Origin of the sequence: Lysinibacillus boronitolerans JCM 21713 = 10a = NBRC 103108 (assembly GCF_000772935.1) — a bacterium.
In the GTDB taxonomy this organism is placed as follows: domain Bacteria; phylum Bacillota; class Bacilli; order Bacillales_A; family Planococcaceae; genus Lysinibacillus; species Lysinibacillus boronitolerans.
This window is the reverse complement of sequence record NZ_JPVR01000069.1, coordinates 94,667-115,993: the sequence shown is the minus strand read 5'-3', so window position 1 is coordinate 115,993 and position 21,327 is coordinate 94,667. Positions and strand designations below refer to the sequence as shown.

General features: G+C 34.9%; 22 protein-coding genes. All 22 read left to right on the top strand.

All coding sequences use genetic code 11. The annotated features are described in order from the left end of the window. Positions 1-31 precede the first annotated feature (31 nt). The 22 genes from CD31_RS08290 to CD31_RS08185 all read left to right on the top strand — a co-directional run bounded on the left by CD31_RS08290 (position 32) and on the right by CD31_RS08185 (position 21,217). Positions 32-1,417, top strand: coding sequence for an ATP-dependent helicase ComFA (locus tag CD31_RS08290; protein ID WP_036076806.1), 1,386 nt, complete (start codon positions 32-34; stop codon positions 1,415-1,417). Then, positions 1,414-2,004, top strand: a complete 591-nt coding sequence (locus CD31_RS08285) for a ComF family protein (protein WP_036076803.1) — start codon at positions 1,414-1,416, stop codon at positions 2,002-2,004. The genes CD31_RS08290 and CD31_RS08285 overlap by 4 nt, the downstream gene beginning before the upstream one ends. Positions 2,005-2,081: 77 nt before the next feature. Beyond that, positions 2,082-2,495 carry a TIGR03826 family flagellar region protein gene (locus tag CD31_RS08280; protein WP_036076801.1) on the top strand — a complete coding sequence of 138 codons (414 nt, stop codon included), beginning with the start codon at positions 2,082-2,084 and terminating at the stop codon, positions 2,493-2,495. A gap of 121 nt (positions 2,496-2,616) precedes the next feature. Next, positions 2,617-2,877: a flagellar biosynthesis anti-sigma factor FlgM gene (gene flgM / locus CD31_RS08275; RefSeq protein WP_016994952.1), complete on the top strand. Its 261-nt coding sequence runs from the start codon at positions 2,617-2,619 to the stop codon at positions 2,875-2,877. A 27-nt stretch (positions 2,878-2,904) separates the two neighbouring features. Then, entirely contained in the window at positions 2,905-3,405 is a 501-nt protein-coding gene (locus CD31_RS08270) for a flagellar protein FlgN (RefSeq protein WP_016994953.1), read from the top strand. Between the two features lie 16 nt (positions 3,406-3,421). Then, positions 3,422-5,002, top strand: coding sequence for a flagellar hook-associated protein FlgK (gene flgK, locus CD31_RS08265; RefSeq protein WP_036076799.1), 1,581 nt, complete (start codon positions 3,422-3,424; stop codon positions 5,000-5,002). A 27-nt stretch (positions 5,003-5,029) separates the two neighbouring features. After that, the gene (flgL, locus tag CD31_RS08260) at positions 5,030-6,043 is read left to right on the top strand and encodes a flagellar hook-associated protein FlgL (RefSeq protein WP_036076797.1); all 1,014 of its coding nucleotides are present in this window, start codon (positions 5,030-5,032) and stop codon (positions 6,041-6,043) included. Between the two features lie 64 nt (positions 6,044-6,107). Then, entirely contained in the window at positions 6,108-6,716 is a 609-nt protein-coding gene (locus CD31_RS08255; RefSeq protein WP_052125356.1) for a DUF6470 family protein, read from the top strand. Continuing rightward, entirely contained in the window at positions 6,688-7,131 is a 444-nt protein-coding gene (gene fliW, locus CD31_RS08250) for a flagellar assembly protein FliW (protein ID WP_036076795.1), read from the top strand. Before CD31_RS08255 ends, fliW begins: the two co-directional genes overlap by 29 nt. After that, complete coding sequence (gene csrA, locus CD31_RS08245) at positions 7,131-7,349, top strand: carbon storage regulator CsrA (RefSeq protein WP_036076837.1); 219 nt, start codon at positions 7,131-7,133, stop codon at positions 7,347-7,349. The genes fliW and csrA overlap by 1 nt, the downstream gene beginning before the upstream one ends. Positions 7,350-7,519: 170 nt before the next feature. Next, complete coding sequence (locus tag CD31_RS08240) at positions 7,520-8,686, top strand: flagellin N-terminal helical domain-containing protein (RefSeq protein WP_036076793.1); 1,167 nt, start codon at positions 7,520-7,522, stop codon at positions 8,684-8,686. A 119-nt stretch (positions 8,687-8,805) separates the two neighbouring features. Then, positions 8,806-9,159: a DUF8042 domain-containing protein gene (locus CD31_RS08235; RefSeq protein ID WP_036076792.1), complete on the top strand. Its 354-nt coding sequence runs from the start codon at positions 8,806-8,808 to the stop codon at positions 9,157-9,159. Between the two features lie 21 nt (positions 9,160-9,180). Next, the gene (gene pseB, locus CD31_RS08230) at positions 9,181-10,149 is read left to right on the top strand and encodes a UDP-N-acetylglucosamine 4,6-dehydratase (inverting) (protein WP_036076791.1); all 969 of its coding nucleotides are present in this window, start codon (positions 9,181-9,183) and stop codon (positions 10,147-10,149) included. Continuing rightward, entirely contained in the window at positions 10,150-11,127 is a 978-nt protein-coding gene (gene galE / locus CD31_RS08225; RefSeq protein WP_036076789.1) for a UDP-glucose 4-epimerase GalE, read from the top strand. It begins immediately after the preceding gene. A gap of 2 nt (positions 11,128-11,129) precedes the next feature. Next, positions 11,130-12,062, top strand: a complete 933-nt coding sequence (locus CD31_RS08220) for a UDP-glucuronic acid decarboxylase family protein (RefSeq protein ID WP_036076787.1) — start codon at positions 11,130-11,132, stop codon at positions 12,060-12,062. Further along, a complete protein-coding gene (galU, locus tag CD31_RS08215) occupies positions 12,063-12,950 on the top strand; it encodes a UTP--glucose-1-phosphate uridylyltransferase GalU (RefSeq protein ID WP_036076785.1) in 888 nt (295 codons plus the stop codon). After that, on the top strand, positions 12,947-14,236 hold the full coding sequence (locus CD31_RS08210) for a UDP-glucose dehydrogenase family protein (protein WP_036076783.1): 1,290 nt from the start codon (positions 12,947-12,949) through the stop codon (positions 14,234-14,236). The genes galU and CD31_RS08210 overlap by 4 nt, the downstream gene beginning before the upstream one ends. Positions 14,237-14,252: 16 nt before the next feature. Continuing rightward, positions 14,253-17,162 (top strand): motility associated factor glycosyltransferase family protein, encoded by a 2,910-nt coding sequence (locus CD31_RS22725; protein WP_052125355.1) that lies wholly within the window; start codon positions 14,253-14,255, stop codon positions 17,160-17,162. A gap of 33 nt (positions 17,163-17,195) precedes the next feature. Beyond that, positions 17,196-17,675, top strand: coding sequence for a KdsC family phosphatase (locus tag CD31_RS08200; RefSeq protein ID WP_036076781.1), 480 nt, complete (start codon positions 17,196-17,198; stop codon positions 17,673-17,675). Between the two features lie 26 nt (positions 17,676-17,701). Next, positions 17,702-19,333, top strand: a complete 1,632-nt coding sequence (locus CD31_RS08195) for an aldolase catalytic domain-containing protein (protein WP_036076780.1) — start codon at positions 17,702-17,704, stop codon at positions 19,331-19,333. An 83-nt stretch (positions 19,334-19,416) separates the two neighbouring features. Next, positions 19,417-20,142: a 3-deoxy-manno-octulosonate cytidylyltransferase gene (locus CD31_RS08190; protein ID WP_036076778.1), complete on the top strand. Its 726-nt coding sequence runs from the start codon at positions 19,417-19,419 to the stop codon at positions 20,140-20,142. Between the two features lie 34 nt (positions 20,143-20,176). After that, entirely contained in the window at positions 20,177-21,217 is a 1,041-nt protein-coding gene (locus CD31_RS08185; protein WP_036076777.1) for a class I SAM-dependent methyltransferase, read from the top strand. Positions 21,218-21,327 lie beyond the last annotated feature (110 nt).

The window sequence follows — 21,327 nt, the reverse complement described above, 5'->3', positions numbered from 1 at the left end:
GTCTCTACAGCCAAAGTAGAGACTTTTTTCTATGAAGGGAGAGAATGTAATGAGGTATAGGGGTTGGTTGTTACCACCAGCATTACGTGATTTTCATGAAGGGCGTATTTGGTTAAAAGATCATTCTCCATTTTCATCCGTAGATCTTGAGAAAGCGATACAGCGAAAATACGTCAGTATAATAGAAGGAATTCAAATGAAGCCAGCTATAAAATGCAATCGTTGTCACAATACAGACCCACATTTATTCACACAATTCGATTGCTCAAAATGTCAGCAACAATGTGTCTACTGCCGACACTGTATTAAGATGGGGAGAGTCAGTAGCTGTACACAATTGATGATTTGGACAGGCCCCAAGGCGATAAAAATTAACAAGCATTCATTAAAATGGGCAGGGCAATACACCGAACTCCAGCAACAGGCAGCAAATGAAACCTTAGCAAGTATGAAAGCAAAACGCTCGCATTTAATTCATGCAGTTTGCGGTGCAGGCAAAACAGAGCTACTTTTCCCATCTGTGTATGATGCATTAAAGCGAGGGCTACGAGTTTGTATTGCTACACCACGGACAGATGTAGTGTTAGAACTGTATCCACGCTTTCAACAGGCTTTTCCTGAAACAACCATTCATGCTTTATACGGTGGAGCACCTTACCAAAATGGCTATGCACAGCTTGTTATAGCAACAACCCATCAGCTCTATCGATTTGAGAAGGCATTTGATGTCATTATTGTAGATGAGGCAGATGCTTTTCCTTATACATTTGATGAAACCCTTCAAAGAGCAGTAGAAAAGGCTAAAAAGGAAAAGGCTCCTCTGGTATTTGTGACAGCAACCCCATCAGCAGCATTACTCCATACTTTCCAGCAAGAAAGCTACTCTTTTATTCCAAAACGCTATCATAATCATCCATTACCAGTCCCACAAGTGCGTTCTTTATGGGGCTATGAAAAATGCTTCAAGCGAGGTAAAATCCCTAAAAGGTTAAAAAAGTGGGTAGAGGAGCGCTTACACCAAAAGGACCCCTTTTTACTATTTTTCCCGACAATTGATTTAATGAAACGTGCAACACCTCTTGTTCAAGAGTTAAATGAAGACATATTAGCTGTACATGCAGCTGACCCTGAGCGGAAGGAGAAGGTGTTAAAGCTACGAAATAAAGAAGTTCCGGGCTTATTAACCACTACGATATTAGAAAGAGGCATTACAATCAGCAATGTACAGGTGGCTGTTATTGGGGCAGAATCATTGATATTTACCGCCAATGCACTCATTCAGATTGCAGGCCGAGTTGGACGAGATGTTCAATTTCCAGATGGGGAGGTCTTATTCTTTCATCACGGCATCACGGCAGAGATGGATGAGGCATGCGCAAAAATTCAATTTTATAATAAGAAGGGATTTTCTGAATGAATAAAATAGAATCTCATTGTTTAATGTGCACCCAATCGTTAAAAATAACTATTTCCTGGAAAATGATTCTAACCAAGCAATTCTCGCCGACTATATGTGAAAGATGTGTCGCTCGTTTTGTACCTTCTCAATCTGCTACATCCCTTTATCAATATAATGAGGCGATGAAGGATTACTTACACCAGTTAAAATTTCTTCAAGATGTGGCTCTTGCAAAGGTATTTCGGCAGGAGCTTCATAATCGTCTCACCAAAGAAAAAGCGATAATTCTACCCATTCCAATGCACCCTCTCAAACAACAGGAGCGTACATTCTCGCATACTGATGAACTATTAAAGGCAGCGCATATTCCTTTTATACAATTATTAGAAAAGACAACGACAGAAACCCAAAGCTCCAAAAATAGAGAGCAACGTATACAAGCAGCTCCACTTTTTCGCTTAAAGGAGGGTGCACAAGTCGAACATAAAAATTATCTTCTTTTTGACGATATAAAAACTACGGGGACAACTTTACAGCATGCTGAACATGTTTTAATGCAATCGGGTGCTAAAAATGTCCAATACTTCACATTAATTGAAGGATGAAAATACCAATACATTATGTATAATAGTTAATGAGACAGCATTCGTAGATAAGTTTTCTAGAAAGAGGAGGAAGGCCAATGGCAGAGGTTCGTAATTGTCCGAAATGTAATGAATTTTTTAATTATACGGGAGTCCGAGAAGTGTGTCATAAGTGTGCACAATCAGAGGAGGAGCTTTATCAAATCGTTTATCGTTTCTTACGTAAACGTGAAAACCGTGCGGCAACAGTAGAACGAATTGTGGAAGCAACGGGGGCAGATAAAGACTTACTGTTTAAATGGGTTCGTAAAGGCCGTTTACAGCCAGCTATGTTTCCAAACCTAGGCTATCCATGTGATAACTGTGGTCATCTAACGACTACAGGAAAGCTCTGCTCGAAATGTCAAGATGAATTAAAAGCAGACTTACGGACATTTGAAGCTGCCAAAGAGTTTCGCCAAAGTGTTGAAGAACGTGACCGTGTAACCTATCACTCAGATCGTAAACGTTAATTACGCTAAGTGTGTTAATTTTAAACAAAATTAGCACACTTTTTTCTATGTGAAAACTTAACATTATGTGAGACAATCCGAAATAATAGTAAGATAGGATTTAGAGATGGGGGGTATTGAAATGAAAATTACATCTTATGGAGTTAATGCAGTAAACGCCTATAAAAACCAAGTACGCAATGCAAAATCAAATACAAACAAGGCATCTTTCGCCGATAAAATTGAAATTTCAAAGGCTGCGCAGGAAATGCAAGGGGTTTCAACATACAGTACAGAGCGAGCAAACCATGTTCAACAATTGAAAAAGGATATCGCTTCTGGTGAATACAAAGTAGACGCTCGTAAAGTGGCAGAGGATATGCTGAAATATTATCGTTTCTAGGGAATAGCAGAAAGGGTGTATAACGATATGTCTGTAGAAGCAATTAGTTCTACACTAACAATGCTAGAGAGAATGCATAAAAGCTTACTCGAACTAGCCTTTAAAAAAACAGAAATTATTAAAAGTGGCGATATCGAAGCTTTAGACCAATTGCTCAAGGACGAGCAGGCACATGTAGCGGCCATCGATAAGCTCGAGCAACAGCGTCAGAAACAGGTAACGGACTACCTTGAAGCAAAGGGACTTGCTTCATCTGACAAAACAACTGTCGCGGATGTCATCGAGGCTGCTGAACAACAAGCAGACAAAGCAACACTTTCAGCAGTTCGCGAACGTTTAATGCAAATTATCAATGACCTACGAAAACAAAATGATCTAAATCAAAAACTCGTTTTCCAATCATTACAAATCGTCAACCTAACATTAGATGCAGTAAGACCCCGTACAGAGCAAATGAACTATTCCAGCAACGAAGTACGTGGAACTAATACCATAGCTAAAAAATCATATTTCGATTCACAAGCATAACAAGGGAGGAAGAAAAATGCGCTCAACATTTATGGGCTTAGAAGCTAGTAAACGTGGCCTCTTCACACAGCAAACTGCTTTATATACAACAGGTCATAATATTTCCAACGCCAACACACTAGGCTACTCTCGTCAACGAGTAAATATGCAGGCAACACCAGGTTTCCCAACGGCTGGATTAAATTCACCTTACTATCCTGGCCATCTAGGGACTGGTGTCGAAGCGACATCTATCCAACGTATTCGCGATGAGTTTATTGATCGCCAGTATCGTCAGGAAACGAACAAGTTGGGGTATTGGGAATCTCGTTCCAATGCGATTTCACAAATGGAAGATATTCTTGATGAACCATCACAATTTGGTTTGAATGCAGCGTTAGAGCAATTTTGGAAGGGACTTCAAGACGTTAGTACGAATCCAGAACAGAGTTCATCACGAACGGTAGCGATTGAGCGTGCAAACCATTTGGCAGAATCCTTTAACTACATGGATACCCAGTTGAAGCGAATTCAAGGGAATTTAGGAAATGAAATAAAAGTAGCGACAGACCGCATTAATTCTATTTTAAAGCAAATAGCAGCGATTAATAAGCAAGTACAAGAAGTGGAGCCAAATGGACTTGTGCCTAATGATTTATATGATCAGCGGGATATTTTAATTGACGAATTAAATGAGTACATCCCTGTATCAATCAAAAATGTGGAATCGGGTGGTTTGGCAAGTGATGTAGCTGAAGGCAGCGTTACGATCATTTTTAAACCATATGGTACAACGACGGAAATTAAGTTAGTCGATGGTAAGGACTTTGCCAGTATTGCAGTTAATAGTGGTACAAATCAAATCGATGGTAATGATTTAACAAATTTATTCAATAACATTACTATAACTGGGTCAGGAAATACTAATTCAGGGAATGTTACATACAATCAACTGGAACCAGGCAAAGGGAAGCTTTTATCACTAATTGACTCTTATGGCCATGATGCAAATCAAGGCTATTACCCAGAAACAATTGCTAAATTAGATAAATTAGCATCTGAATTTGCCAAAGTATTTAATGCTATGCATGCACAAGGATATGATTTATCAGGTAATCTGGGTATTCCTGATTTCTTTACAACAAATCCTCTTGGGGGCGTCATAACAGCAGGGAATATTAAAGTAAATGATGACCTTACTGCAGATCCATCCAAGTTAGCTGCTTCTTCTCAAAAGGATGAAGAAGGAAATGGTAAATGGGCTATTGAGCTGGCGAATCTTCAGTCGATGGTTCAAAATGGCGGAACAGTAACTATATTAGGGAAAACGATAACAACAGGTGACTTAGATGGGGCAACTTTCAACTCTTTCTATCAAGGAATGATAGGGAAGATGGGAACAGATGGTGAAGAGTCTTATCGTTTAAACAAAACATCTGAAACATTACTATTGTCAATTTCTAACAGTCGTGCGTCGGTTAGCTCGGTTTCTTTAGATGAAGAGATGACAAACATGATTACATTCCAACAAGCGTATAACGCGAATGCTCGTATGATCACAGTTGTCGATGAAACATTAGATAAAATCATAAATGGAATGGGTCGAGTAGGATTATAAAAACACTAGAAAGGAGTTTTTACAAACATGCGCGTAACACAATCGATGTTATCCAATAACATGCTTTTAAACTTAAATCGAAGCTATGGCAAAATGTCCAAGCTGCAAGACCAAATTAACTCTGGTTCAAAAATCACTAGACCTTCCGATGATCCAGTGATTGCTGTAAAAGGAATGGGATATCGTCGTGATTTAGGTCAAGTTGAGCAGTATACACGGAATATGAATGAAGTAAATAATTGGCTTGATACAACAGACGAGTCACTTAACCAAGTCGGTGAGCAAATGAAGCGTGTACGTGAACTAGTGATTCAAGCTTCTAATGATACAAATACACCTGACGAACGTGCGAAAATAAAGGAAGAAATTGATCAAATTCGTCAACAAATTCAAGACGTAGCAAATACTAAAATTGCTGATCGTTATATTTTTAGTGGGACGAATACTGGTAAACCATTGTTTGTAGAAGCTACACCACCAAACCCAGATGGTTTAAAAATAATTAATGCTGATTATCAACTTTATGACGGAACGAATATTAATGCTGGTACTGCAGATGAAATAACTTCCCCAAATGGGGATGTACAAATAGAGGTTTATGATGGAATAACGTTACAAGTGAATACTCCTGGTGCAGATTTATTTGGTAATATCGATACGTTAATGGGGAAAATTTCTAATTTATTAGATCCAGAACGCATTGTTCCTCCCGAAACTGTACCGAGACCTGCTACAGGTGCTGAAATTAGTGAAGCGTTGGGTGGGTTTTCAACGGATAGTAAGTCAGATGATATTACTAATATGCACAATAAAGTGCTAGAAGCCCAAGCAAATGTTGGGGCACGACAAAACCGTGTTGAATTAATGGAAAATCGTTTATCAATTAGGGAAATTAGCGTTACTAAACAACTATCGAACAATGAAGATGTTGATTACTCAAAGGCTATTACAGAAATGGTGACGTCAGAGTCCATACATCAGGCTGCACTTTCTGTAGGGTCAAGAATTATTCAACAAACATTAGTTGATTTTATTCGCTAAAAATTTGAAAGTAAGCGTTTGGACTATTTAAATCCAAACGCTTTTATTAAAAGGAGAAAAAGATATGAGACTCCCTCAAATTCAAATCCATACAACAGATGCCAAACTAGATCTTCATATTGGAAAACCCAGCCAGCACATTGAACAACCAAAGGCTACGCAACATATTGAGCAACCAGCAGCCATTTTAGAAATCAATACTACAAAAGGTGTATTAATAATTGATTCTTCGCAAGCAAGACGAGACCTGGGGATAATTGGACCGATTGAAGCCACAAAAAATGCCGCTAAAGAAGGTCAACAGGCTGCTTTGAGTGGAGCTGCAAGACGTGCGAGTGAAGGACGAAAAATGATGATGTCAGCTGGAAAAGGGCAGGGACGAGCGACTATTCAAAATATCGCCAAGCAAAATCATGGACCCCATCGTGTGCAATTCAATATTAAATTTGTACCATCAGTAGGATCAGTAAAAATAGATTACACACCAGGCACAACTGACGTTAATATCCAAAGAAGAGAACCCATTATTGACGCAAAAGTGAGTAAACCTATTCATGAATACACACCTGGTAAAGTAACTGGTACAATGGTTCAAAGACCTAAAGTGGAAATTGATGTTATTGATAAAGGAGTGTCAACGCTTAATGAAGCTAAACACAAAATTTATAGGTGAAGTAGAAGTTACTGAACAAGAGATACTTACATTTGAACATGGTTTACTAGGGCTAGAAGATGAAAAAAAATTTGTTCTTCTACCGATTGATGCTAATCTACCACTCGCGGTATTACAGTCAGTGAACAAAGTAGAGATAGGTTTTGTTGTTGCCTACCCCTTTGTATTTAAAAAAAACTATAGTTTTAAAATTAGTGACGAAGATAAAGAACAGCTACATATAGAAAACGAAGAAGATGTTATTACTTACTCCATTGTAACTTTGAAAGAAACCTTTCAAGATTCAACGATGAATTTATTAGCACCCATTGTTATTAATGTTAAACAAAAATGTGGTAAGCAGATTGTTTTACAGGATAGTAAAGCTTATCCATTACGTTTCCCAATGCACTCCTTGGAAGGAAGTGCTAAATGATGCTTGTGCTTTCTAGAAAAAAAGATGAATCTATTATGATTGGTGATAAAATAGAAATCAAAATTTTAGCTATAGACGGAGATCAAATAAAGCTAGGGATAATTGCACCTAAAACTGTTAAAGTACATCGATCTGAAGTTTTTAAGGCGATTCAAGAGCAAAATAAAGAAGCGCTGTCAACTACTTCAAATCTATTGGAGCAATTTAGAAATTTATAATCAAATTGTTTAGAAAAAAATAAAATATTTTTTGTAATACTATTAAACTATTTTTAATAGATACGATATAGATAGTGTAGGGGCAGGAAGTACATACAATACAACCTAATCCAACAACATTTCACATGGATGTGAGATGACAAAAACTATTATTCAAGGAGGAATTCCAAATGAGAATTCAACACAACATTTCAGCTTTAAACACACACCGTAACCTTGGCTTTAACAACACTCAAGCTTCTAAAAACCTTGAGAAATTATCTTCAGGTTTCAAAATCAACCGTGCTGGTGACGATGCTGCTGGTTTAGCAATTTCTGAGAAAATGCGCGGACAAATCCGTGGTCTTGACATGGCTACTAAAAACGCCCAAGACTCAATCTCATTAATCCAAACTGCTGAAGGTGCACTTAACGAAACACACTCTATCCTACAACGTATGCGTGAATTAGCAGTTCAATCTTCAAACGATACAAACACTGCTCAAGACCGTGCAGAATTACAAAAAGAGATGGACCAATTATCTCAAGAAATTACTCGTATTTCTACAGATACAGAGTTCAACACACGTAAACTTTTAAACGGTGACCTTTCTGGTTCATCAAATGCTGTAACATTCCACATCGGTGCTAACTCAAGTCAAAATATTAAACTGGAAATTGCAGAATTAGATGCTGAAGCATTAGATGTTGCAGGTCTTTCGGGTGCATCCACTGCCTTAACGGGTATTGCAGGTGCAACTGTAAGCAATCGTACTGGAGAAGATCTTACTATAAAGTATGAAGCTGTAGACACTAATCCATCAGGTAAAGCAGTAACTCAAACAACTGCAACTATGAGTAACGATGGTAAAACTGTTACTATTAAATTAGCTCAAGAAGCAGGCGGAACAATTACTGCAAGTAACCAAGATGTTGTAGACGCATTAAAACAATTAGGTTCTTTATCTGTAAAAGAAACAGGTACAATTACAGGTTCAGCTACTGTACAAGCAGATCAAACTGTAAATAAAGCTACAAGTGTTACTGAAAAAACAGGTATTGATATTTCTACACAAGGTGCAGCTGATAAAGCAATATCAACTATTGATAAAGCTCTATCTAAAGTATCTAACGAGCGTTCTAAACTAGGTGCGGTTCAAAACCGTTTAGAGCACACTATCAATAACTTAGGTACATCTTCTGAAAACCTAACAGCTGCTGAGTCTCGTATCCGTGATACAGATATGGCTGCTGAAATGATGGCATTCACGAAGAACAACATCTTAATGCAAGCTGCTCAATCTATGCTTGCTCAAGCAAACCAACAACCACAAGGCGTTCTTCAATTATTAGGTTAATCCTACTAATAATTTCAACCTTGCGACTTTTATGTCGCAAGGTTTTTTCGTGTTATCGCCCTATATAATTAAGAAAAAAAACCGATATAATAGTAAGTAGAGAATGGGAGGATTTATTCATGAATGAATTAATGCAAGAGACACAACAATCCTATTATGAATATGTTATAAGAATTGAACAGGGCTGCCAGCAAATTGCTAACATGTTACGTATTGGCCAACAAGCAGACGCTTTACAAATAATCATCGATTTAAGTGAAGGAATGGGTTGGTTAGTATCAGTGGAGCATTATATGATTGAACAAAACTACAAAGTCAATAGTCAAACAAAAGAAGCGCTTGATATGCTAAATGAAATAAATCATGCATTAGAAATTAGCGATTTTGTCACTGTAGCGGACTTATTTGAATATGAAATTGCACCAATGTTTGCAAGTGCATCTGAGTGGATTTTTGAAAAGATAGAAAACTGATACATAAAGGTAGGGAAAAACGTGACTGTAAAAGATAAAGTCATTTTAGTTACTGGAGGTACTGGCTCCTTTGGAAAGAAATTTATTAAAAAGGCATTAACAGAGGGAGCTAAAAAAATTATTGTGTTTAGCCGTGATGAACTGAAACAATATGAAATGAAACAGGAATTTACGGACAATCGTTTGCGTTTCTTTATTGGTGATGTGCGTGATCAGGATCGATTACATCGTGCATTTGATGGTGTCGATATTGTGATTCATGCAGCAGCAATGAAGCATGTAGATGCTTGTGAATATAATCCATTTGAAGCTGTGAAAACCAATATTCATGGTGCACAAAATATTATTGAGGCAGCTATAGATTGCGGCGTAGAAAAAGTGATAGCACTGTCTACAGACAAGGCATGTGCACCCGTGAATTTATATGGTGCTACAAAATTAGCATCAGATAAACTTTTTGTTGCAGCAAATGCCTATGTAGGGGATAAAAAAACTAGTTTTTCTGTTGTACGTTATGGAAATGTTGTGGGTAGCCGTGGCAGTGTTGTTCCTTTTTTTAAAAAAGTTAAAGAAACAGGAAGAGTACCAGTAACGGATGAACGGATGACACGTTTTTGGATTACGCTTGACCAAGGTGTTCAATTCGTACTCGATAATTTAAAGCGCATGCATGGTGGAGAAATCTTTGTACCGAAGATTCCTAGCATGAAGGTTATGGACTTAGCACGTGCTATTGCTCCCGAATGTGAAATCGAAATTATGGGCATTCGCCCTGGTGAAAAACTGCATGAGGCAATGATTATGGAAGATGATGCAAGGCATACCGTTGAATTTGATGACTATTATATAATCCAACCAGAATTTCCATGGTGGTCCAAAAAATATGCTGAGGGCGGGAAAGCCTTACCAGATGGATTTGCTTATACAAGTGATAATAATAACGATTGGTTAACCGTTGAGGAGTTACGTAAATTAGCGGAGGGTATGTAGATGATTGCTGTAATTGGAGGAGCAGGCTATATAGGATCGCACACTGTAAAGTATTTAGTGCAGCAGGGAAAAGAAGTTGTGGTTTTTGATAATTTAAGTACAGGGCATCGCGAGTTTGTCCCAGAACAAGTTCCTTTTGTAGAAGGGGACTTAGCCAGAAAAGTAGATATAGAGAATCTATTTAATCATTATCCGCAAATCCATACTGTTATTCACTTTGCTGCGTTTGCATATGTAGGAGAATCTGTCATACAGCCTGCAAAATACTATCAAAATAATGTTGTGAATTCTATACAATTATTAGATACAATGTTAGCGCATAATGTGACAAACATCGTATTCTCTTCAACATGTGCAACATATGGTAATCCATTGGAATTACCAATTACAGAAAGAAATCCACAGAAACCTATTAATCCGTATGGACGGACAAAACTAATGATAGAGCAAGTAATGGATGATTATTCTCATGCATATGGTTTGAAATATGTTGCATTACGCTATTTTAATGCAGCCGGTGCAGATGTTGAAGGTGAAATAGGAGAATGGCATGAACCTGAATCACATTTAATTCCTTTAGTTTTGGATGTCGCTATAGGTAAAAGACAAACTATTTCTGTATTTGGAGACGATTTTGATACTCATGATGGTACTTGTATACGAGACTATATCCATGTAATAGATTTAGCAGATGCACATTATCGAGCAGTAGATTATTTACATAAAAATACTAGTAACTTGAAATTAAATTTAGGAAACGGTGAAGGTTATTCAGTATTAGAAATAATTCAAGAGGCTGAACGAGTTACGAACCTACCAATTCAGTATATTGTTACGAACAGACGGGAGGGAGATCCTGCTAAGCTAATTGGATCAGCTGAAAAAGCAAGGGAAGTATTAGGATGGCAACCACAATTTAATTTACAACAAATTATTTTAACTGCGTGGAACTGGCATCAAAAGAAATTTGGAGGTTAGCAATGAAACGTATTTTAGTAACAGGTGGCGCAGGCTTTTTAGGATCCCATTTAATTGATCGCTTAGTTGAACAAGGTCATGATGTAATTTGTCTGGATAATCTACAAACTGGATCACTTAGAAATATTCAACATATACAAGAGAACATTACATTTATAAAGCACGATATTACAGAACCACCTCCTGAATTAGGATGTTTAGATGAAATTTATAATTTAGCATGCCCTGCCAGTCCGGTGCATTATCAAGCTGACCCTATCCATACCTTTAAGACAAGTGTACTCGGTGCATTGCATTTACTTGAACTAGCTCGTCAAACAGGGGCGAAAATTTTTCAAGCATCTACATCAGAGGTTTATGGAGATCCATTAGTACATCCTCAACCAGAGCATTATTGGGGACATGTTAACCCAATTGGCATACGTAGTTGTTATGATGAAGGAAAACGTGGAGCTGAAACATTATTCTTTGATTATGCAAGAATGTATGATATAGAAATCAAAATTGTTCGGATTTTTAATACATACGGTCCTCGAATGGATGCTAACGATGGACGAGTGGTTAGTAATTTCATTGTTCAATCTTTACAAAACCAGCCATTAACAGTGTATGGAGATGGTTTACAAACAAGATCATTTTGTTATGTGGATGATTTAATTGAAGGATTTTTAAGATTGATGGCTACACCGAAAGAAATCACAGGTCCCATAAATTTAGGTAATCCAAATGAATTTACAATGTTAGAGCTAGCAGAAAAGGTTATTAAAGGTACAGGAAAAAAAATGCAGTTGCAATATGAGCCAATACCACAGGATGATCCACAGCAACGTCAGCCAGTAATTGATGAAGCAAAACGTTTACTAAATTGGGAGCCTAAAGTGATGTTAGAGGAAGGGCTTGAAAAAACAATTGCTTATTTCAAGGAGCGAGTGTAAATGAAAAAAGTACGAAAAGCGGTTATTCCAGCTGCTGGTCTCGGTACACGCTTTTTACCTGCCACAAAGGCACAACCTAAGGAAATGCTACCGATTGTTGATAAACCAACTATTCAATATATAGTAGAGGAAGCAGTAGCCGCGGGTATTGAGGATATTATTATTATTAGCGGACGTAATAAAAGAGCTATTGAAGATCATTTTGATAAAACGTATGAATTAGAAGAGCTGTTAACAAAAAAAGGTAAATGGCAAGATCTTGACGAGATCCAAGCCATTTCAAATTTGGCAAATATTCATTATATCCGCCAAAAGGAAGCGAAAGGTCTTGGGGATGCTATCTATTGTGCTCACCGCTTTATTGGTGATGAACCATTTGCCGTACTATTAGGGGATATCATTCTACAAGCTGAAACACCTGCACTAGCACAGTTAATTGAAACATATGAACATGAACAAGCTTCAGTAATCGGTGTACAAGCTGTTGATAGAAGTGTCGTCCATCAATATGGAGTGATTGATCCAGCTGGTAAGGTGGAGGATGGAAAAGCCATTGAGGTAAAAGGGTTTGTAGAAAAGCCAAAGGCTGAGGATGCCCCATCTAATTTAGCGATTATGGGACGCTATGTTCTAACACCTACCATTTTTAATGCACTAAAGGTTACGCAGCCAGGTGCTGGTGGTGAGATCCAATTAACAGACGCTATAGAATTACTTAACCATTCTGAACGTATAGTAGCTCATGATGTGAAGGGCAAGCTATATGATTGTGGTAGTAAAGTTGGCTTTGTCCAAGCGACAATTGATTTTGCGTTAGAGCGTGAAGATTTAAAAGATGAAGTGTTTGCTTATATTAGACAAGTGGTAGATAAGGTGGAAAAAGGATGACTAATGTAGCTGTTATTGGTACTGGATATGTAGGGCTTGTCACAGGGGTTGTTCTTTCTGAGATAGGTCATACCGTGACTTGTATTGACATTGATGATTGTAAGGTGAACAAACTAAAGGCGGGTAAATCCCCTATTTATGAACCAGGGCTAGATGAATTAATGGTCAAAAATATTGAAGCAAATCGATTAACTTTTACGACGAATCACGTAGATGCTTTTCTACATGCTGAAATCGTATTTATAGCTGTTGGTACACCTCAAAGTGAGAGTGGTGCCGCAGATTTAACCTATATTAAACAAGCTGCAAAAGATATAGCATTACATATTGTGAACGATACAATTGTTGTGGTGAAAAGTACTGTTCCCGTGGGCACAAACGATTTAGTTCAATCGATTATTGAAGAAAATATAGTAGCTAATGTAAAAGTAGAAGTCGTTTCAAATCCAGAATTTTTAAGAGAAGGTCATGCGATTCATGATACGTTTCATGGAGACCGAATTGTTATTGGGGCAGAGACTGAAAAAAGTGGCAGTATAATTGAACAATTGTTTAAACCATTAAGTTTACCAATTGTACGTACGAATCGTAAAAGTGCCGAAATGATTAAATATGCTGCGAATGCATTTTTGGCTGTGAAAATTAGTTATATTAATGAGATTGCTAATCTTTGTGAAGCAGTAGGGGCAAATGTAGCTGACGTAGCAGATGGTATGGGGATGGATCACCGTGTCGGGCGCGCATTTTTAAATGCAGGACTTGGTTACGGAGGATCTTGCTTCCCAAAAGATACAGAGGCAATAGCCTATTTAGCAAAAGAAAATGACGCACCATTGACAATTGTTGAGAAAGCAATACAAGTGAACACTAAACAACGTCAATTATTTTTAGAAAAGGTAATGCAGCATTTTAACGACAATGTAGTTGGAAGAAAAATAGCCATTCTAGGACTTTCCTTTAAACCAAATACAGATGATTTAAGAGAAGCACCATCATTATATTTAATAGAACAGCTTAAAAATAGAGGTGCAGAGATTACAGTCTACGATCCAATTGTTAGAGAGGCGACTACAATAGGTGTAACTTCAACAGAATTTATTCAACAATGTGTAGATAGTACGGAAGCAATACTTTTAGTAACGGAATGGGATGAGTTTAAAACAGTGGATTGGTCAGAAATAAGTCAATTAGTCCATAGTAAAGTTTTATTTGATGGACGCAATTTTTTAAGCAATCATAAGGAAATACAAACGAACTGGCAGTATTACGGTATAGGACAAGTATAAAAGGGAGGGAAGTCAGTTGGCACATAAAAAAATTGAATTACTGCAAAGTAAACAAAACCTACCAGTTATACAGGTAGAGCATGATGGCCATATGCTTCCGATACATAGTAAATATAATCCTGTTAACGAGGCACAACGTTTTATCGAAGCAAATGCAGCACAATTGAAGGCCTCTGACCATGTTTTATTTTATGGTGTGGGATTAGGCTACCATGTAAAAGAAGTACAAATGAAATACCCTGAAAAAATAATTTCAGTCTATGAGCCGATTGTGGAAGTATATGAGGAATTTAAAAAGAATGCAGATCGGATAGGGGTTTCAATAGAGGGGATTGCTAACCAATATGTGGAGCATACTGAAAGAGACTTAGTTATGCATTTAAGTAATTTTAGTATTAATTTTGCCCAAAGAGTCTTTCTACTTCAGCTTCCTATATATGAGAAAATCGCTAAAGATGAATATTCAAACTTTACTGAGTTGTATCGGCGCTTTTTGAAAGATAAATATAGTAATACAAGAGTTGAGGCGAAATTTAAGGATCGTTGGGCTATCAATATGTTAATGAATATCAAATCGACTTTTGAAACTCCAAATATTTTAGAACAGAAAAATAACATCTTTAAAGGGAAACCAGTGCTACTTGTTTCAGCAGGGCCATCGTTGTCAGATGAGATAGAGAATATACGTCATATAAAAAAAAACGGACTTGCTTTTATTTTTGCAGTAGGATCAGCCAATCGAGCATTAATTGCAAATAATATTCAGCCTGATGCTGTTTTGTCTTATGACCCACAGTCACATAACCATATGGTGTTTCAAGAGCTACGAGAAAAACAAATAAACGATATTCCATTACTGTATGGTACAACTGTAGGGTATGAAACAGTGCAAACCTTCCCAGGTCCACTTGCACATTTTGTAGTGGAAAAGGATAAGTTAACGCCTATTTTACATAATGTACAATCGGTAACTATTAACGATTCAGCAACAATAGCCAATGTGACACTGCAATTATTATACAAATTAAATGTTGGTAAAATCATATTAGTCGGTCAAAACTTTGCTTATAAAGGTAATCAATTTTATGCAAAGGGCATAACGAGGTGGACACCAAAAGAAGAACGAACAGGTGAAGAACCAGAACAAGTAGACGGCGAATTATTTGAGAAAGATCTAGTTGCTGTGTTTAATGTGGAATCTGTACATGGAAGCCAAGTCCAGACAAATCCGACGTTTGATTTAATGCGGAGAGAAATGGAACTTTACATTTCAACTTTACCAAATATCAATATTGTTAATACTACGATTGGTGGAGCTAAAATTGCAAATGCTCCTTTTCAAACGCTTGAAAGTATTATACAGCATGAATTAATAGAAAAAGTTGTACCAGCTAATTGGTGGGAACAGCTAGAGCATCATGGGAGAAAGGCTAACCAAGATAAATTACTAAACTTAGAAAAAGGTAGCCAAGCTTTTCCTAAATTGATCAATAAAATGCTGGAGATTTTGACCGATTTAGAGACTTATCACAAATCAATGGATATTAAAAAAATAGATACTATTTTAAAAAATTTTTATGCACGCTTCGAGATATTTAAGAAAAACCATTTTGTCAATACACTTATCATGCCAGTGATCCAATACTATGAAAGTAAATTTTATTCAGATTTAAGCATTTGCAATAAAATGCCTGTGTTAACAGAGAAATTATATGCTTCGGTGCAGATTTATCGCAAGTACTTGTTATTAACGATTGATGCTTATCAAAAGCTAGCGCCTTTTTTCCATGTAAAAGTATATCGACCGCTGAGAGTTAGTAACAGTTATAAATATTATGAATCAACATCAGGGATTTTCCATTTTGAAGGTAATTGGGAAAAGCAGGTTTTAGAAATTCAAACGAATTTTGAAGTTCAAAATACTGAAGAGAATGAAGAAGAGAAAAAAGAGATTGAGCTTGAAAGATATGGTTTTAGTGTTGATACAGTAAATTCTGAAACCCAGCTTATTTTTAAATTTAAAGGTACTAAATTACAAATTCTGGGGGCGAATCATGCTAAAGAGCTATTGGAATTAAAAGTAACAATTGATGGAAAATCAAACTTAGTGAAAATTGAAGATACTTTTAATAAAGAACTATATGGTACATTCCAGCAGCAAATCCTATTTGAAAAGTTAAATTTGAAAAATATAATGCATGAAGTGACAGTAGAAATTGTATCGGAAAATCCAGATTTTAGCTTTATGGGCATTGCCATTAATAAAGATGGTCGTGCTTATCATATTCATGAGGTTGAACGAATAGAAGATTTAGAAATTGGTAAACGTATTCGATGTTATTATGAGGCAAAATATAATACAGTTGGGGAATTTAGCGGTTTAGGGGAAGAAATTGCATTGCATTTATCTATCGAGGGTACACCTGAACCGAGTGGAGATTTTTATTTTATTATGGTGGATGAGAACAATGGTAATAAGAAACTGATTGCGGATCGTAATGTGCAGAATTATATTTCTTGGCTTGAATTAGAAAGAAACGGAGTAATTGAAGGTAATATAAATTTGCTAAAAAATTTACCTAATATAATTAGTCTTCTAGATGGAGGGAATTCTTATATAGAAGAAAATAATTTGAATAAAAGAAGCAAACATAAAGTATTACCTGTTAATAATGAGTGGAATAATTATATTAAGAGTTCTTTTAATTGGAATACTGAAAATAATGTATCTTGGACGAAGAATAAGCCTGAAAAAGGTATTACACATCCATTTAATAAAATTTTGAATAATCAAATTAACAATAATAAAATCTCCTTTGACGAATATGCAGTAGCTAGAGGTGGAGAAGGTAATAATTTTACATTTCAAATACAAACATTAATAGGTAAAGGTTGGGGGTTTAGACCTCTACTAATTTTAAAATAAATTGTAATCTATTTTAGAAAGTGAGAAAAAATATTGGATAAAAATGCGATAAAATTGGTAGTGTTTGATGTTGATGGAACATTAACTGATGGGAAAGTTTATTTTGGAGTACAAGGAGAGGAATTAAAGGTATTTAATGTAAAAGATGGTCTTAGAATTAAACAATTGAATCATCTTGGTGTAAAACCTATTGTTATTACTGGAAGATATTCTGATATTCTTAATATAAGAATGAAAGAATTAGGTATAGATGAAGTATTTCAAAATATCAATAATAAAAAGGAAATTCTACAAAGTATTGTTGAAAAATATGAATTAGTATACGGGAATATTGCGTACATAGGAGATGACGAAAACGATCTGGAATGTATAAAATTATGTGCTATCACTGGTTGTCCATCTGATGCAGCACCTTTAGTAAAGAAAAGTGTTGATTTTATATCTAGTTTTAAAGGTGGAGAAGGAGCTGTTAGAGAGTTTTTAGATTTTTTATTAGAAGATAAAATAAATTAAAAGGTTAATATACAGGGTGTAATTATATGAGTCATGTTAAAGTTCTAGATTGTACTTTAAGAGATGGTGGTTATATTGTTAATATGGATTTTGGAGAAAGAACCATTAAAGGTATAATAGGTAAACTTTGTGAAGCTAACATCGATATAATAGAGTGTGGATTTCTGAAAGATATAGATTATAGACCAGGTATTACAACATATAATAAAATCGAAGAAATTAATATGTATTTGCCAGAAAAAAAACTAAAGACATCATTTGTAGTTATGGTAGATTACGGAAGATATAGCATAGAAAAATTAACACGCTATAATGGTGAAGGGGTGGATGCTATAAGAGATTGCTTTTTTAAAAAAGACCGTTTTAAGGCATTAGGGCTTGCTGAAGAAATAATTAATAAAGGTTACAAAGTATATATTCAACCTGTAGATATTCTTGGGTATTCAGATGCAGAATTATTAGAGTTAATTGAAAAAGTTAATGAAATTAAACCTTATGCATTCTCAATAGTTGATACTTTTGGATCTATGTATATAGAAGATTTGATAAGAATTTACTATTTAATAAATAATAATCTTGAAGAAAATATTAAACTAGGTTTTCATTCACATAATAATTTACAATTATCAGTTGCACTTTCTCAAAAATTTTCTGAGATAAGCTTTGGAGAGAGAGAAGTTATCATTGATTCCACTGTATGTGGTATGGGGAGAGGGGCAGGTAATACTCCAACAGAATTAATTGTTTCATATTTAAATAAGAAATATGACCATAATTATAATATAAATGCTTTATTAGATTTAGTGGATGTACACATGGATAAATTTTTAAAGAAATATACATGGGGATATAATATTCCTTATTTTGTTGCAGGAATTCATGGTTCTCATGTTCATAATGTTGAATACTTGATGGATAAACACAATATAAATACAAAAGATTTAAGAATTATTATAGACTCGCTCAATCCGAATCTTAGAAAAAGATATGATTATGATGAGTTGGAACTTTTATATCAAAAATATTTTACTAATGAATTCAATGATGAAAAAGTAACTGAAGATTTAAAAGAAATCTTTAAAAGTAAATCAGTTTTCCTCCTAGCTCCTGGGAAAAGTATTGATAGTTTTACATCTGAAATAATCAAAAAAGTACAGAATGAGTCTCCAATTGTAATAAGTATAAATCATTTAACTAATTTAATTCCTATAGATTTTGTTTTTTATAATAATAAAAAAAGGATGGATTTTGGGAAGCAAATAGACAGTGATTTGTTCTACACAACTACAAAAATAATTACTTCAAACTTACAAGTAATAGATAATTTAAAAAGTTACATTGTAGATTACAACAGTTTAATAAAGAGAGAATGGAGATATTATGATAATTCTATAGTAATGCTGTTAAGGTTATTAAGTAAGTTAGATGTAAAGGATATTACTATTGCAGGATTTGATGGTTTTAATAGTAATGATAATTACAGTTATTATAACGAAGAATTAGAATCGAGATACAGCTCTGGAAATTTTGAACAAATAAATAATGAAATTAACGAAATGTTAATAGACTTTAATAAAAATCTAAACAAAGAGATAGTAATAAATTTTTTAACTCCAAGTATTTTCCAAGATATTTTCAACACTATTAGTCAGGATTAGAGTAGAGAGTGTTGTATTATATAACTTAAATTACGCAAATAAATAACTTAAACTAACAGAACATTTTTCGAGGAGGCCTATCTATGAAAATTTTATGTATTATTCCGGCAAGATATAAATCAACTAGGTTCCCAGGTAAGCCCCTAGCAGATATTCATGGTAAACCTATGATATGGTGGACCTTTCAAAAAGCAATACAGGTTAAAGAGTTTTTTGAAGTAATTGTTGCTACAGATGATAACAGAATAGTAGAAACATGTTCAAAGCTGGGAATTCCAACAATCTTAACGAGTGAAGAACATGAAAATCATGTACTTCGCATTGCTGAAGTGGCTACCGTAAAGGATGCTGATTACTATGTTTGTGTCAATGGAGACGAACCTTTAATACTTCCTGATAATATTCGAAAAATTATACCTAGGCAAAAATCAAATGGGTGTTACGCAGGGTATTTAATGAGAGAATTAACGGATCCAGTAGAAACTATGGATCCTGCGAATATAAAATTAACTACCTTAGGAAATGGTACAGTTATTTATATGTCCCGTTCTGTTATTCCTTATCCAAAAGGTACACTTGATTTTAAATACAAAAAGTTAATAGGTGTTGAATGTTTTAATAAAGAAGCACTTGAATTCTACTCTAAAACTCCTATGGGAGAACATGAAAAAATTGAAGATATAGATCATCTAAGATTTATAGAAAATAATAAAAAGGTGTTAGTTACAATGGTAGATGGGGAATCTTTATCTGTTGATACACCTAAAGATTTAGAAAAAGTAAGAAGTATTTTAACAAACGAGGTTTAAGGTTAAAATTTTCAAACTAGACTAGGAGTATAACATGAAAAAATTCGGAAAAGATATAAATGATATATTTGATTTAAAACAAAGTTTTATTAAAAATAATGATTCTTTGTACGAAAATCAAAAAAAAATTATCAATGTAGCACGTAATCAAATCTTGAGGGAGAAATGTAAAAACTGTAATCATTTATTGATGAGTGAAGTTGATTTTTCCAAACAAAAAATAGAGTATAAATTATGTAGCAATTGTGGGCATTTAAATGGTATATATGAAGATACAAAAGAGTTTGCCTATGCAGTATATGTAGAAGATGAAACAAACTACTACTCTAAAGACCTTTATCATTCAGAAACGAAAAAGTTATGGTTAGATAGGGTAAAATCTGTTTATGATCCAAAATCCTTTTTTTTAAAAGATATTATAATAAGTAGCCTAAATAAAAATGATTTAATAATAGATGTTGGGGCAGGGTCTGGATACTTTTTACAGGCATTGAGGAATTCAGGTTTTAGTAATATACAAGGGTATGAAGTTTCAGAAAAACAAGTTATATTTGCTAATGAAATGTTGGGAGAACAATTGGTAAATTTAGTGGAATTGGATAACTTAGAGGAGGTATTATTAAATACTTCCGCTAAAGTAGTATCCATGATAGGCGTATTAGAACATTTAGTAAACCCAAGGAAGATATTATCTGCTATTGAAAAGAATATTAATATTCAATATATATATATATCTATACCACTCTTTTCATACTCTGTATTTTTTGAATTCTTGAAAGAAGATATGTTTCATAGACAATTAGCTGGAGGGCATACACATCTTTATAGCAATGAATCTATAGGATATTTTTGCGAAGAATTTAATCTTGATATAATAGGAAAATGGCAATTTGGAGCAGATTCTATGGATTTATACAGAGTATTACGACTGAATTTAATAGAAAAAAATGTTTCTCAGAAAATTTTAGAAATATTTGAAGATAAGTTCAAAGAAGTTATGAATAGTGTACAACTTATATTAGATCAATCGGAATTTTCTTCAGAGGTACATCTTGTTTTGAAGAAGAGAATTTGAAAGTCTTCAGCTAAGAATTATTTCCATTATTAAACTCTATTAAACTCTATTAAGCTTGAGTTTTAAAGCAAATAAAGAATGCCATAAATAAAGATATCATTGATAATAAA